We start from the raw sequence: 15,574 nt of genomic DNA, 5'->3' as shown, positions 1-15,574 counted from the left end.
TTTAGTATGATTTTTTTTTAGGATTGACTAAGTTTGCTAAAGTTGTTCAAGTTTTTGTCGGGAAAACAAAATAGAAATTTAAAACGAAGCAAAATGTTTATATTATCACTATATAAGTTAGTGATCAAAAAACAGTAAATACGATGGTTTTATCATCATTTTGTTGTCCAAAGAAAAGCCTTGAATAACTTCAAAACAAATTTACATATTTTTAAGTGCTTACAACTAAAAGATATTAACAATTCTTATACATGCCAATAATCACCTTAACTACAGATTTTGGAATCAAAGATCATTTTGTATCTGCGGTTAAAGGAGCTATTTATACAGAATTGCCAGATGCCAAAGTTGTTGATATATCTCATGAGATCTCACCTTTTCATATAACAGAAGCTGCATACATCATACAAAATGCTTATAAAAGTTTTCCAAAAGGAAGTATACATATCATAGGAATCGATAGTGAACTTAATCCAGAAAATAAACATATTGCTGTAGAACTAGACGGTCATTACTTTATATGTGCTAATAATGGACTAGTGTGTTTAATCACATCAGAATTTAATCCAGAGAAGATTGTCGAAATAAATATTCACGATGCTATAGTATCTAATTTTCCTGTGTTGGATGTTTTTGTGGCCGTGGCTTGTCATATTGCCCGAGGTGGTACACTAGAAGTAATTGGAAAAACAATCTCAGAAATCAAAACAATAAAAGGGATTACCCCTATTGTAAACCTTGGAGATAAACAAATAGTAGGTAGTATTATCTATATCGATAATTATGGTAATTTGGTTACCAACATTACACGTAAGCTTTTTGAGGAAATTGGAAAAGGACGTAAATTTAAAATTACAGCACGTACAGCGGTATTTCAAAACGTATATAACCGATATAGCGATGCTATTAATTTTGATATCGAAAAAAGTAAACGCGAAGAAGATGGTAAAAAATTGGCTGTCTTTAATTCTTCGGGATACTTAGAACTAGCTATCTATAAGAGTAACCCTAAAACTGTAGGAGGAGCCTCCAATCTCTTTGGATTGTACTATAGAGATACGGTAAGCATTAGTTTTGAATAATTAATATCTGAAAAGAAGCAAAAATAAACTGTAAAACCTTGTGGTTATACTTTTGAAAATTAAAAAATGATAATACGAATCGTAAAAATGGGATTCTTACCCGATCAAATTGATGCTTTTTTAGAAAACTTTGAACAGAATAAAGAGAAGATCAGAAATTTTGAAGGATGTAGTCATCTAAAATTAGTAAGAGATGTACATCAAACTAATCAATTTTTCACCTATAGCCATTGGGAATCTGAAGAACATCTCAATAACTACAGAAACTCTGCGTTATTCAAAGGAGTTTGGGCAAATACTAAAAATAAGTTTAGTCAAAGACCAGAAGCATGGAGTGTAATCGAGGTATAAAGTTTATGACACATGACTTCATAAACTTAAAAAAACTTCAATCCTAAAAAAACTATGTTTGCATTAATACGAAAAGAAATCAATACCTTTTTCTCCTCTGCTGTAGGGTATTTGGTGATTGCTATATTTTTAATCCTTAACGGACTCTTTTTGTGGGTCTTTAAAGGACAATTTAATATCCTGGATAGTGGGTTTGCTGATCTTTCGCCTTTTTTCCAGATTGCACCGTGGATATTGTTATTCCTCATTCCCGCTGTAACCATGAGAAGTTTTGCAGAAGAAAAGAAACAAGGAACTTTGGAGGTATTGATTACAAAACCAATCAAAAACTGGCAATTGGTACTTGGAAAATATCTAGGTAGCTTATCCTTAATCCTAATTGCTTTAATCCCTAGCCTCCTTTATATCGTTGCTATTTATCAATTAGGGAACCCAATTGGTAACCTCGATATAGGTAGTACAATGGGATCGTACATTGCACTATTATTACTTGCCGCAGCATATACCGCAATGGGTATATTTTCGTCTTCGATTACCAACAATCAGATTGTTGCTTTTTTGATCTCGCTGTTTCTATGTTTCATTTTTTATTTTGGTTTTAGCGGACTCGTAGATTACAACTTGCTAGGAGCAATGAATACTATCGTTGAACAACTAGGAATGCAATTGCATTATGAACGTATGAGTCGAGGTATTTTGGATACCAGAGATATCTTTTATTTTTTAAGTAGTATTCTACTATTTGTGATTCTTACCATTATCGTTCTTAAAAAAGGTGCAATAAAGCAGAAAATCAAACCTATTGGTATTACATTAATCTCTGTCATTGTTCTATTTTTAATCGGAAACTCATTATATAATCGTTTTGACCTTACCCAGGATAGTCGTTTTACACTTTCTGAAGCTACCAAAAACTTAGTAAAAGGAGCAACGGCTCCTGTTGTTATTGATGTATTGCTAGAAGGAGATTTCCCTTCAGAGTTTAGACGTTTACAATCTGAAACCAAACAAATATTAGAAGAGTTTAATGCTATAAACCCTAATGTTCAACACATTTTTACCAATCCTTTAGAGGAAGAAGGAATACGAGCACAAACAATTACAGAACTACAAAAATTTGGTCTAACCCCAATGGAGGTCAGCGTACAGGAAAACGGAAAAACCGAAATTGAAACTGTAGTTCCCTGGGCTATTCTAAGTTTTCAAAACAGAAGTGTAAAAATTCCTTTAATCAAAAATACCATTGGAGCCACTTCAGAAGAGCGAGTAAACAGCTCTATTCAACAATTAGAATATGCTTTTGCAGATGGATTAACCAAGTTACTACATCCTAAAAAACACAAAATTGCAGTGCTTAAAGGAAATGGGCAATTACCAGATATCAAAATTGCCGATTTTATTAAAACGCTACAAAACTATTACTTTGTCGGGGCATTTACTTTGGATTCGGTAGCGAGTAATACAACAAAGACATTACAAGAGTTGCAAAAGTTTGATATGATTATCAATGCTAAGCCTACAAAAGCTTTTTCTGAAAAAGAAAAATATGTACTGGATCAATTTGTAATGAATGGAGGAAAATCATTATGGCTATTAGAATCTGTTACTATGGAAATCGATAGTTTAATGAATCCAGAAGGTTCTTCTGTTGCAATCATGCAGGATCTAAGATTAGGAGATGCTTTATTCTCTTATGGAGTAAGAGTTAATCCCGTTTTGGTAAATGATTTGTACTCTGCACCATTGGTATTAGCTTCTGGGCAAGGTAGTGAAACTCAATTCACCCCATATCCATGGTTTTATGGATCACTAACTAAAAGTGCCAGCAACCACCCTATTGTTAAAAATACAGAATCTGTGAAATTTGAATTTTCAAACCAGATTGACACCTTAAAAAATAGTATCAAAAAGACGATACTACTCACTAGTTCTGATAAATCAAAAATAGAGGGAGTACCTAAAGAAATACTATTAGAAAATATTATTAGAAAAAAACCAGACATTGCTAGTTATAATGCAGGTCCTCAAAGTTTGGCTGTATTACTTGAAGGAAATTTTAAATCTACCTATAAAGACAGAATAAAACCTCATAAAATTAAAGATCATAAAGATAAAAGTGATTCTACAAAAATGATCGTTATTGCCGATGGGGATATTATTAAAAACCAAACGCGAAAAGGGCAGCCAATAGAATTAGGTTTTGATCCGACCATGAATTTAAAATATGGAAATAAAGAGTTTCTGTTAAACGCAGTAAATTACCTGTTAGATGATTCTGGCCTTATTGAAATTAGAAGTAAAGAGATCAATATTTCATTTCTAAATGTAGAAAAAGTTGTTGAAAACAAAACCCTATGGCAAGTTATCAATATCCTGATCCCCTTACTTATCCTTATGGTTTTTGGGTTCTTATTTTCGTTAATCAGAAAGAAAAAGTATCAAAAAACCGTTTAAAATTCTATTCTCTATATTTGATATAGAAAAATCTCAAAACTTAAAACGTTAAATCTATTAATCGCGAAGCCCTAAATATCGTTCTTAAAACAGAAGACCTCTCTATTGGTTATCGTACCAAAAAGGAGCTTAATGTTATTGCTGCTGATATCAATCTAAAATTGCATGAAGGAGAACTGGTAGGATTAGTAGGTGCCAACGGAATCGGAAAATCTACTTTATTACGTACTCTATCCCGTGTGCAGCCAGCCCTACATGGTAAAATCATGTTGTCTGATATAGAGCTTCAATCTTATAAATCTGTCGAACTAGCTTCGCAACTGAGTATTGTTTTAACAGAGCAAATTGCTTCAAAAAATCTTACAGTACAGGAATTGGTAGCCCTAGGTAGACAACCTTATACCAACTGGGTAGGAAAAATGGCAGAAGAAGATATAGAGCAAATTCGCAAAGCAATCGAGGTAACACATATTGGTGACTTGGTAGCCAAGAGATGTTTTGAACTTAGTGATGGGCAATTGCAAAAAGTACTTATAGCCCGTGCTATTGCACAGGATACGCCTTTTATTATGCTTGATGAGCCTACAACTCACTTAGATGTATACCACAAAGCTTACATCCTCAAACTACTAAAACGTTTGGCCTTTGAGACCAGAAAAACTATTCTTTTTTCTACTCATGAAATTGATTTTGCCATACAATTATGTGATAAAATGATTGTAATGAATGAGGACGGTTTCGAATTTGGAAGACCCAAAGAATTAGTACAATGCCGTGCATTTTCATCTCTTTTTCCTGAAGACCTGATTCTTTTTGATTCTAAATCCGGGAGATATAAAGTAAGAAACTAAATTCTTGTAAAACACTACTTTTCTCCTACCTCTCTTTGCTTTTAATTACACTTTATCGAATAAATCTGCTTATCAAGGGAAAACTGTAAAAATTTGAAGTTGCTAACCTCGTACTATTAGTCTGGAAAGTCATAATTTTATCCCAAATTATAAATTAAACCTATGAATACCATGTTAAAACTCAAATCAATTGTAACTTTATTAATTATCGCAGCTTTTACATTTAGTTGTAGCTCCGATGACAATGATGATCTTATCCCAACCGATGGTGAGGTATTTGATGCAGAACTTATCGTATCAGAATCTGGTGTTGGCGATAAACGCGATGTTAATGTTACTGGTGGTGTTACCAAAACAACTATAAAATCAAAAGTAAAATTTTCTTCTACCACCAAATCAATGAGAAGATTATATATCACTCAGGATATTAATGGTACAGGAGAAGAGCCTTTTGTATTTGATACTCAAGAAGTTGATGAAAAACCTGATAAATCTCTTGATCTTGTGGGTGGAGATAAAAAAGATTTCGAATTTAAGATCGATCTACCAACACCAAATATGACCAATGGTACTATTGTATATAAATTCTGGGCAACTACAGGAAGAGGTGATTTTAGAGATATTACAAAAAGAAATGCATTAGGAGATAATGTTGTTGGTACAATAACTGTAACGTATGGTTCTGGTACAAATAGCGGTTCTGGAATTAAATCTTTTACACAAACTATCTTATCTGCTCCTCTTGCAGATGGTTCTTCTGAAACGTTTATTTCTTTATTCAATGAAACGGTATATAAAATAAACCAAGGAGAAGAATTTGCAGCTTTATGGGATTTTGGATATTATTATGGATTAACAGGAAAAGCTTCTTTGGCTTCTTCTAACAACTATCCTACAAATATTATAGACGTACCAACCATAGGTGGTGTTACTGCTGATGAATTAAACAAAGCATATTTTGGGCTATCCTCTAAAACTGTAGTAGAATTTGATGCGATAAGTAGTAGAAGTGAATTAGATTTTGTTGTACAACCAACAAGCCAAAGAATTAATAATTTAGCCGTTACCAATATTATTGATTTTGTTGATAATTACGGGAACAAAGGACTTATAAAAGTAGTAGAAATTTCTGGTACTGATGGAACAGGAGATTTTATTAAACTAGAGATTAAAGTACAAAACTAGACTCTTGATTCATAAATAAAGCCAGTCTTTCATAGCTATGAAAGACTGGCTTTATTGTTTACTATGATTGATTATCCTTCACTTTGTATTAATTTTGTAACTTCTCTAAACCGGGTTAAAGAATAAACAGTGATGAATATAGAAGACTATAGAGAGTACTGCATTAGTAAAAAAGGAGTAACTGAATCTTTTCCTTTTGGAAAACTTCCTGATGTTTTAGTTTTTAAAGTATTAGGAAAAATGTTTACCGCTACAGATATATCATCTTTTAAAGCTATAAGTGTGAAATGTAATCCCAATGATGTTGATACTCTTCGAGAAACCTATACCGCCGTAGCACCTCCATCATACATGAGTAAAAAACATTGGAATAAAATAATAATGGATCACTCTATCCCCGATACGCTTATCAAACAATGGATAGATGATTCTTATAATCTGGTAGTCAAAAAATTACCTGTTCGGGATCGAGATAAGCTAAAAGAATAGTAACATCATAAATATGAAAACTTCGAATACTTCATCCAAATTTTCATTGCTTATCTTTATCTTTGAGTAAACAAAAGATTACATGTCAGAATACACACCGATTATCATTGCCGTTGGGGTAATCATTATATCAATTATTGTAGGTTTTTTTATTGGTAAATATGTAGTTTCATTACAACATAATAGTGAAAAAAGTGCTACTAATGAAAGAGCAAATTTGCTTCAATCTCAGTTCGATGAGCTTAAAAATAACACCGAAAAACAACTTTCTGAATTAATTAAAGAACGTGAAGAGATTCGTAGAGAAAAAGATTTTCTGAATACCGAACTTACTCGTCGTAATGCAGAATATGAAAATCTTCAGCTTAAAAATGCATCGCAAAAAGAAGAAGTAGAAAAACTTCAGGAAAAATTTACCAAAGAATTCGAAAACCTTGCTAATAAAATCCTAGAGGAGAAGTCTAATAAATTTACCGAACAGAATAAAGAGAATATTAAAAATATCCTGAATCCATTACAGGAAAAGATCAATACTTTTGAGAAAAAAGTAGAACAAACCCATAAAGAAAGTATCGATTATCACGCAGCACTGCGCCAGCAAATAGTAGGTCTTAAAGACCTTAATGAGCAAATGAGTAAGGAGGCGACCAATCTCACCAAGGCACTTAAAGGCGATAGTAAAATGCAGGGTAATTGGGGAGAATTAGTACTGGAACGTGTATTAGAAAAATCTGGATTAGAGAAAGATAGAGAGTATTTTGTGCAACAAAGTTTTACTCTTGATAACGGACAAAGAGTGATGCCAGATGTAGTGATTTATCTACCAGACAATAAAAAAATGATTATTGACGCTAAGGTGACACTTACCGCATATGAGCGTTATATCAATGAAGAAAATGAAGAGTTAAGAGCTACTCATCTCAAAGAACACATCACATCATTGAAACGTCATGTAGATCAGCTTTCAGAAAAAAACTATCAAGATTTGTATGATATCGAATCACCCGATTTTATTTTAATGTTTGTTCCTATAGAACCTGCTTTCGCAATAGCAATTAATCAGGATAGCAAATTATACAATCAGGCTTTCGAGAAAAATATAGTAATCGTTACTCCTTCTACTCTTTTGGCCACCCTACGTACGATTGATACCATGTGGAATAATGAAAAACAACAACGTAACGCTATTGAGATTGCACGACAGGCTGGAGCTTTATATGATAAGTTTGAAGGGTTAGTAAAAGATCTTACCGGTGTAGGCAAAAAGATAGATGATGCCAAAAAAGATTATTCTGCTGCAATGAACAAACTTGTAGAAGGTAAAGGAAATCTGATTACAAGTGTCGAAAAACTTAAAAAGATGGGGGCTAAAGCCAAAAAATCATTACCCGAAGCTGTGATTAAAAGAGCCACCGAAGAAAATGAATAATCAACAAAACATATATCAATAATTATGGTATCAAATTCAAACTTATCAGAAATCATACATAGGTTCATTGGAGGATTGTTTTACATGCTACCCATCCTGGTATTTATAATTCTTACGATTTACTATATGAGTAAAAAAGGAGCAACAAAAGAAGGAGTTCTTATACTTATCGGTAATATCCTGATCCTGATAGTCGCAATTTTACATCAATTCATATATAGGTTTGTAGATTCATGGGGACTTGACACATATCTTATTATCAACTCTGGAATAAATACTATTTCATTTATTGGATCCATACTTTTTATAATCGGTTTCTATATGATGATCCAGAAAATTATTAAAAATAAGGTTTCAGAATAAAAAAACAACTATGGGGCAAGACATTACAGAAATTATTAAACATATTTTTTTGGGTATTCTAACCTCTATCCCACAATTAGTTATAGTTATATTATGTATCTATTACATAACCAAAATAGGGTCAAAAACAGAAGCAATATTATTAACCACAGGTAGCATTATATCTTTATTATGTGGTATTTCGAATGTTGTAGGTGCTACATATATTAGTACGTTAGGAGTAGATTCTTATGTAATCTTTATATATATTATCCAAGGTTTTTCCTTTTTAGGATCAATTCTTTTTGTAATTGGTTTTTTTATTCTGATAAGAAAAATAATAAAGAGTAAAGTATTTGCGCCCAATACTAAAACAAGTAATTAAAAGATGTAAACACATGAAATCTATACTTATAAAAATATATTTCTTTGTATTTCTTTTCGGAAACGTTTTTCATATTGCTACTGCACAGCAGGCTTATTTTCCCGAGCGGGGAAACTGGCAAGAAAAAAGTCCCGCCGAATTTAAAATAGATGCACAAAAACTTCAAGAAGCAGTACAGTTTGCTCAGGATCATGAGTATTCGGGATCAAAAGATCTACGTGAAGCAATCGTAAAAGGTTTTGAGCGAGAACCATATCACAAAATTCTGGGGCCTACCAAAAAAAGAGGCGGCCCTGCAGGACTTATCATTAAAGACGGGTACATTATATCGAAATGGGGAGATATAGACAGGGTAGATATGACATTTAGCGTTACCAAAAGTTATTTATCTACTATGGCAGGATTAGCTGTAGATGATAGGTTGATACGTTCTGTTGATGATCACACCCATACTACCATATGGGATCATACATTTGATGGAAAGCATAATAAGAAAATTACCTGGAGACACTTACTTACGCAATCCTCAGATTGGTCTGGGCAACTATGGGGTGGATATGACTGGGCAGATCGTCCCCCAAAAGAAGGTGGTATTGACGATTGGAAATTTAGAAAACTTAATGAACCCGGAACTGTTTTTGAGTACAACGATGTTCGAGTTAACGTATTAGCCTATTCCTTACTAAATGTTTGGAGAAAACCACTGCCACAGGTCCTAAAAGAAAAAATAATGAACCCCATTGGTGCATCAACCACATGGAGGTGGTATGGATACAATAACTCCTGGGTTGCTATTGATGGTATCAATATGCAGTCTGTAAGCGGTGGTGGTCATTCTGGTGGTGGATTATTCATTAACACATTAGATCATGCCCGGTTTGGATTACTTTTTCTTAATGATGGAAACTGGAACGGAACACAATTACTATCAAAAGAATGGATCAAAGAAGCTATCAAACCCTCACAGGCAAACCCGAACTATGGATTTATGTGGTGGCTTAACCAAAAAGGATCAAGACACTGGGAAGGATTACCAGAACATTTGTACTATGCTGCAGGTTTTGGTGGTAATTTTATCGTAGTGGATCAAAAACAAAACCTGGTAGTAGTTACTCGATGGCTCGAACCCAATCAAATCGATGAATTTATGACCAAAGTATATAACGCATTCTAAAAATGAAAAAAATACTCGGAATACTTATCATTGTAATCTTAATTCTTTTTGCAGCATGGTATGCATTTATATATTATGCATCATATAGTGAAGGAACCAGAAGTGGCGAGCTCATAAAATTTAGTAATAAAGGAGTAGTATTTAAAACCTGGGAAGGCGAAATTAGCCAAGGGATCTCTGGAGCACAAATATTTAGTTTTTCTGTTGAAAGCCAGAAAGAAGACATTATTAAGAAACTCGAAAAATTTCAGGGTAGATATGTAAAACTTAAATATAAGGAGCGTTTTGCAAAAATTTCCTGGCTTGGAGACACAAAGTATTTTGTGATCGATGTCGTTGAAGAAGACTCTCCACACTTTAGAAATAAATAGTATGGGTCTTACATCATACATTATCAACTAAATGAATACTAGAATGAAAAAGTACAAAACCAATACCGAATCCAGAGTAACTATTTCAGAATTGATGCTTCCCTCCCATTCTAATTTTAGTGGAAAAATACATGGTGGTTATATCTTGTCTTTGATGGATCAAATTGCTTTTGCATGTGCTTCTAAACACTCAGAAACCTATTGTGTTACTGCCAGTGTTGATAAAGTAGATTTCTTAAAACCTATTGAGGTTGGTGAACTTGTAACCCTTAAAGCATCTGTTAATCATGTAGGCAATACCTCTATGGTAGTAGGTGTAAGAGTCGAATCAGAAAACATACAGACCAGTAAAGTAAAACATTGCAACTCTAGTTATTTTACTATGGTGGCCAAAAATGATAAAGGCAAAAGTGTGCCTATACCTGGATTGATCTTAGAAAACAAAACTTCGATACGTCGTTTTGTAAGAAGTATTATACGTAAAGAAGATGCAGTTACAAGGCGTAATCGTTTCAAAGACTCAGAATTTGATCCCGAATCCCATTTCGAAATTCTTGACCAATACAATGTAAAGATTGATTTATAATTAAATCAAGATCATTACGTTATACCATCTATTAGCAAAATCTTTGTATATTTCATATAAAAACCCCGTTATGGAAAATATATTCAAAAAAAATTTAATGTTACTTATAGCTGTACTTTGCTTTAATTGTAGCAGTGGTGATGATAGCCCACAACCTAATCCCGATCCGGACCCTGATACAAATCCAAACCCAAATAAAATTACAACATATGATGCAGATGTTAAGGCTATTATAGATGGTCAATGTGTACGTTGCCATACTGTTCCTGCTCAAAACGGGGCTCCTTTCCCTATGCGTAATTTCACAGAAACTATAGTTGGTGTAAATAGAGATCTTGTACTTTTAGTTAACTCAACGGGAGTAAATGTAATGCCACCAGAAGGTAGGTTGCCACAAGCCACAATAGATATTATCCTGGATTGGGAAGCGGATGGTTTTTTAGAAAAATAACATCCCATTTTTTTAGAGTATCTACTTAAAATACAAAAAAGAGGCTGGAGTTACCCAGCCTCTAAATACATACTCAAAAATATGAAACTACCGTATATTAATTTGTGGTAGCTATAGGAGCCGTATGGCCTCCTTTACTTACAGAACCATCTGTTCCTGTACTGTTACCTCTTAGTAATAATATTCCTGCCACATGTGGTGACGCCATAGAAGTACCAGAGATTTTATTAAACCCTCCATTTAACCACGTAGACCATACCTGACTACCTGGAGCCCAACGATCTACACTTCTTCCGTAATTAGAAGATCCTGCAGGACGATCACCATTTGCCATATTACCAACATTCCAAGAGTTTCTAGTTTGTAATCTTTGTGGTGAATAATACTGTGTATCATCATTACTATTACCTGCAGCCATAGCACCATAAGTTGTTCGCTCTAGGTTTCTAAAAGCATTGTCTGTAGCTGCATCAGTATGACGATTTCTATACCCTATACTATAGTTCCAGGTATCTCCATTCCTTGCATTTCTGGCAACATAATCTACACCACCAAGTATAGCTGCATCACTACCGCTACCCTGTGCGTTTAAAACTCTTACAGAAACAACTGTAGCACCATAAGCCACACCAATAACTCCAGAACCATTATTTTTTGCAGCAACAGTTCCTGCTACATGAGTTCCGTGTCCGTTTTGATCTTGCCATGATCCACCAACAAAACTTCTGCTTCGGTTAGTATCGATATTTAAATCACTATGAGGTGAGATTCCACTATCAATAATCCAGCAAGTTTTACCAGCACCATTTGCTCTACCTACTCTATTTATACCCCATGGTAAAAAGTCTCCGCTAGGTAACCAAGAACCTTTGTTCGCTCCTTTATTATGCACAGTTGCAGGAAGGGCCTTAACTGGTGTTCCCATTTCAACATCCAATGTTCTAATATAATTAGGCTGGATATATGCAATTTCAGGATCATTTTTAAGCGTTTTTACCTGCTCTTCTGATAAGTTTTCTACATGAAAACCTTGGATAGCACTGCTATAGGTTTGTTTTATGTTATCCTCTGCTATTGCATATTTGGATAACGTTTGCTGCGATTTAGCTTTCATACCAGCGCTTTTACCAGAGAGAGATTTATCTTCTTTATAAATTATGATATATTCTCCAGGTATTGCCTGTTCTGCTCCGACTTCTTCAGTAGTATCTATTCCGGTTTCGATATCAGTAACACCATCAGCATCTTTTTCACAACTATAAAAGAAGAGAGAAAAGACTGTTAGCATACTTAAAATTCTCAGTTGAGTTTTCATTATTGTTTGATTTTTTGTGTTAAACGTTTGATTGTAAATTAAAAATGTTGAGCTCTCATTAAAATTTGTTGTTCAAAAGTAGAAATTAATTCAAATAAACAAATACGGCAAACACGTAACAAACAGCTAGTTATGACTCGGTTATTGTTTTCAAAGCAGATAAATCACCTCTTGATTTTCAATAATGCAACAGTGTTGCATTATTGAAAATCAAGAGGTTAAACAAAAAAAAGAATGTCTAAATAGAATAAAATTTCAGAAGAAAAAATCAATACTAGTTTAATCAAATTTAACTTTATTTAACAGTAAATTAACTCTGAATTAACAAATCAATAAATATTATTCGGAATAAATCAGTATTATTTTTACGGTATTCGTATTTACAAACCGATATTACATTTAAATTTATAATCATTTATTAATACATTGAAACAAAAAATCCATTATTCAACACTTTCACTCATGATCGAACATTAGTTTTTGTGTGATTCCTTTATAAAAACCTAAAAACTAACACTTTCTAAATCCTCCTCCATAAACCCATTTCCTTTTCTTTTCAAGACAACTCGTACTCTTCTTATTATTCTTGCTTTTATAATGTATTAACATCTAAGTTTTTCATCTAAATAATGATAATTATCATTATTTAGATTTAATTAAAATAAAATATTTGTTTCATAATTCAACTATCAAAAAATGAAACATATCTTTATTCTTCTACTATTATTATCAAATATTTTAAGGGCCAACGATACTTTTGATATTTCGGGAAAAGTAACAACAAATAACGAATCCTTACCTTTTGTGAATATATACTTAAAAGGTACTAAAACAGGTACCGTAAGTCAGGAAAACGGGAATTTTATAATTGAAAATATACCTGAAGGTGATTATGTTTTGGTAGCGTCTTTTACAGGGTTTAAAACGTTTCAAAAACGAATCTCTTTACAAGGAAAGAACATTACAATTGACATCAATCTTGAAGAGGTTGAACTTCTTGATGAAATCGTAATAACCGGAACTCTAAAACCTGTAAAAAGACTTGAAAGCCCTGTTCCTGTAGAAGTATATTCACCAACTTTCTTAAAAAAGAATCCCGCTCCTAATATTTTTGAAGCTTTGCAAAATGTAAATGGTGTACGGCCACAAATTAATTGTAGCGTATGTAACACCGGTGATATTCATATAAATGGTCTAGAAGGACCCTATACTTTGGTTTTAATCGATGGTATGCCCATCGTTAGTGGTTTATCAACTGTTTACGGGCTTTCTGGAATACCAAACTCTTTAATTGAGCAAGTTGAAATAGTTAAAGGCCCAGCTTCTTCTCTATATGGTAGTGAAGCTGTTGGTGGGTTAATTAATGTAATTACAAAATTACCAGAAAACGCTCCCATATTTTTTGCCGATAGTTATGTGACAGATTGGGGAGAAGCAAATTTTGATTTGGGTTTTAAAGCAAAAGTTGGTAAAAAATCCAATATGCTTTTCGGAGCTAATTACTTTAATTACTCAAATCCGATCGATAATAACAATGATAATTTTACAGATGTTACTTTACAAGATAGAATTTCTATTTTTCAAAAATGGGATTTTTCCCGAAAAAACAATCGTGTGTTTTCTGTAGCCGGACGTTTCTTTTATGAAGATCGTTGGGGAGGCGAAATGCAATGGACTCCAGAATTCAGAGGTGGTAAAGACATATATGGTGAAAGTATTTATACAACTCGTTACGAAGTAATTGGTAAATATCAATTGCCGATAGAAGAAAATATGATGTTTCAGTTTTCCTACTCAGATCACGATCAAAATTCTGCTTATGGAGATACTTTTTATCTAGCAAAACAGCGTATTGGTTTTGGGCAATTAACTTGGGATAAATCCAAACAAAATCACGATTTACTTTTTGGTGCGGCAATGCGCTATAATTATTATGATGACAATACACCTATTACAGAAAATTCAGATAAAATTGTAATTCCTTCGTTTTTTGCTCAAGACGAAATAACTATAAGTGAAAAACATAAACTATTACTTGGAGCAAGATATGACTATGACAAAAGGCACGGTAACATTTTTACTCCAAGATTAGCATACAAATTTAAACCCACAGAACACGACATTTTTAGGATAAACGCAGGAACAGGTTTTAGAGTTGTAAATTTATTTGCAGAAGAACATGCTGCTTTAACAGGTTCTCGGGATGTAATCATAGAAGAAGAATTAAAGCCCGAAAAATCGTATAATGTTAATGTTAATTATCTAAGAAAATTATACACCAAAAACAGTATGATTATCGGTATTGATGCTTCTGCCTGGTACACTTATTTTACCAATGCGATCTTACCAGATTATGATACCAACCCAAATCAAGTTATTTATGATAATTTAGATGGTTCTGCTACAAGTAAGGGCTTAAGTTTTAATTTAGATGCTGTTCTGTCTAGTAACGTTAAAGCTTTGGCTGGATTTACAATTCAAGACGTATCTCAAAAAGAAAATGGTATTAAACAACAACAAGTACTTACCGAAAAATATTCTGGAACCTGGACTATTTCTTATAAAAACTTCAATTATAATTTTACTATTGATTACACAGGAAATCTATATGGCCCAATGCGTTTACCTGTTTTGGGTGAATTAGATCCAAGAAAAGATGAATCTCAAGTTTGGAGTATCCAGAATATTCAACTAACCTATGATGGTTTGAAAAACTTTGAAGTATACGGTGGAGTAAAAAACTTGTTGAACTGGACACCTAATAAAGGTAATCCTTTTATCATAGCAAGAGCCAATGATCCTTTTGATGAAAATGTGGTTTTTGACACTAGTGGCAATGTCATTCCTACGGCAGACAATCCTTATGGATTATCTTTTGACCCAACATATATTTATGCACCAAATCAAGGTAGACGTTTATTTATCGGTTTAAGATATAAATTAGATTAATCATCTTTCATACTATAAAAGCTGTATGCATTACTAATACCTGTCTTCATCTATAAACATGAATTCAAAAAATAAAGCACAAGACCAGATTAAGAAAACTATACATTTTCTTATGCCTAAAACGAGTTAAATAAAAAAACCAGATTGTAAAGTATACAAT

General features: G+C 33.1%; 15 protein-coding genes. 14 read left to right on the top strand and 1 reads right to left on the bottom strand.

What is annotated here, in order from left to right; translation table 11 throughout:
* The first annotated feature begins 251 nt into the window (after window positions 1–251).
* From AAFU52_RS17850 to AAFU52_RS17790, 13 genes are all read left to right on the top strand, one after another.
* The gene (locus AAFU52_RS17850) at window positions 252–1,082 is read left to right on the top strand and encodes an SAM hydrolase/SAM-dependent halogenase family protein (RefSeq protein ID WP_106792973.1); all 831 of its coding nucleotides are present in this window, start codon (window positions 252–254) and stop codon (window positions 1,080–1,082) included.
* Window positions 1,083–1,148: 66 nt separating this feature from the next.
* Window positions 1,149–1,433 (top strand): putative quinol monooxygenase, encoded by a 285-nt coding sequence (locus AAFU52_RS17845; RefSeq protein ID WP_035092304.1) that lies wholly within the window; start codon window positions 1,149–1,151, stop codon window positions 1,431–1,433.
* 54 nt (window positions 1,434–1,487) lie between these two features.
* On the top strand, window positions 1,488–3,887 hold the full coding sequence (gldG, locus tag AAFU52_RS17840) for a gliding motility-associated ABC transporter substrate-binding protein GldG (RefSeq protein WP_438422910.1): 2,400 nt from the start codon (window positions 1,488–1,490) through the stop codon (window positions 3,885–3,887).
* A 56-nt stretch (window positions 3,888–3,943) separates the two neighbouring features.
* Window positions 3,944–4,738: an ABC transporter ATP-binding protein gene (locus AAFU52_RS17835; RefSeq protein ID WP_024771162.1), complete on the top strand. Its 795-nt coding sequence runs from the start codon at window positions 3,944–3,946 to the stop codon at window positions 4,736–4,738.
* A 162-nt stretch (window positions 4,739–4,900) separates the two neighbouring features.
* The gene (locus AAFU52_RS17830; RefSeq protein WP_438422909.1) at window positions 4,901–5,923 is read left to right on the top strand and encodes a hypothetical protein; all 1,023 of its coding nucleotides are present in this window, start codon (window positions 4,901–4,903) and stop codon (window positions 5,921–5,923) included.
* Window positions 5,924–6,055: 132 nt separating this feature from the next.
* Window positions 6,056–6,412, top strand: a complete 357-nt coding sequence (locus AAFU52_RS17825) for an MmcQ/YjbR family DNA-binding protein (protein WP_438422907.1) — start codon at window positions 6,056–6,058, stop codon at window positions 6,410–6,412.
* An 82-nt stretch (window positions 6,413–6,494) separates the two neighbouring features.
* Window positions 6,495–7,841: a DNA recombination protein RmuC gene (gene rmuC, locus AAFU52_RS17820; protein WP_024771165.1), complete on the top strand. Its 1,347-nt coding sequence runs from the start codon at window positions 6,495–6,497 to the stop codon at window positions 7,839–7,841.
* A gap of 24 nt (window positions 7,842–7,865) precedes the next feature.
* Window positions 7,866–8,204, top strand: a complete 339-nt coding sequence (locus AAFU52_RS17815; protein ID WP_438422905.1) for a hypothetical protein — start codon at window positions 7,866–7,868, stop codon at window positions 8,202–8,204.
* A 10-nt stretch (window positions 8,205–8,214) separates the two neighbouring features.
* Window positions 8,215–8,568 (top strand): hypothetical protein, encoded by a 354-nt coding sequence (locus AAFU52_RS17810; RefSeq protein ID WP_024771167.1) that lies wholly within the window; start codon window positions 8,215–8,217, stop codon window positions 8,566–8,568.
* A gap of 13 nt (window positions 8,569–8,581) precedes the next feature.
* Window positions 8,582–9,742, top strand: coding sequence for a serine hydrolase domain-containing protein (locus tag AAFU52_RS17805; protein WP_024771168.1), 1,161 nt, complete (start codon window positions 8,582–8,584; stop codon window positions 9,740–9,742).
* Between the two features lie 2 nt (window positions 9,743–9,744).
* Entirely contained in the window at window positions 9,745–10,113 is a 369-nt protein-coding gene (locus tag AAFU52_RS17800) for a hypothetical protein (protein ID WP_024771169.1), read from the top strand.
* Window positions 10,114–10,156: 43 nt separating this feature from the next.
* Window positions 10,157–10,699: an acyl-CoA thioesterase gene (locus AAFU52_RS17795; RefSeq protein ID WP_024771170.1), complete on the top strand. Its 543-nt coding sequence runs from the start codon at window positions 10,157–10,159 to the stop codon at window positions 10,697–10,699.
* 70 nt (window positions 10,700–10,769) lie between these two features.
* A complete protein-coding gene (locus tag AAFU52_RS17790; RefSeq protein WP_024771171.1) occupies window positions 10,770–11,150 on the top strand; it encodes a c-type cytochrome in 381 nt (126 codons plus the stop codon).
* Window positions 11,151–11,247: 97 nt separating this feature from the next.
* Here AAFU52_RS17790 and AAFU52_RS17785 read toward each other — a convergent pair whose 3' ends face one another.
* Window positions 11,248–12,465, bottom strand: a complete 1,218-nt coding sequence (locus tag AAFU52_RS17785; protein ID WP_024771172.1) for a S8 family peptidase — start codon at window positions 12,463–12,465, stop codon at window positions 11,248–11,250.
* A gap of 696 nt (window positions 12,466–13,161) precedes the next feature.
* Here AAFU52_RS17785 and AAFU52_RS17780 point away from each other — a divergent pair.
* The gene (locus AAFU52_RS17780; protein ID WP_035092311.1) at window positions 13,162–15,414 is read left to right on the top strand and encodes a TonB-dependent receptor; all 2,253 of its coding nucleotides are present in this window, start codon (window positions 13,162–13,164) and stop codon (window positions 15,412–15,414) included.
* Window positions 15,415–15,574 lie beyond the last annotated feature (160 nt).

Origin of the sequence: Aquimarina macrocephali, assembly GCF_051627225.1 — a bacterium.
In the GTDB taxonomy this organism is placed as follows: Bacteria; Bacteroidota; Bacteroidia; order Flavobacteriales; family Flavobacteriaceae; genus Aquimarina; species Aquimarina macrocephali.
This window is presented reverse-complemented; position numbering and strand designations above follow the sequence as displayed.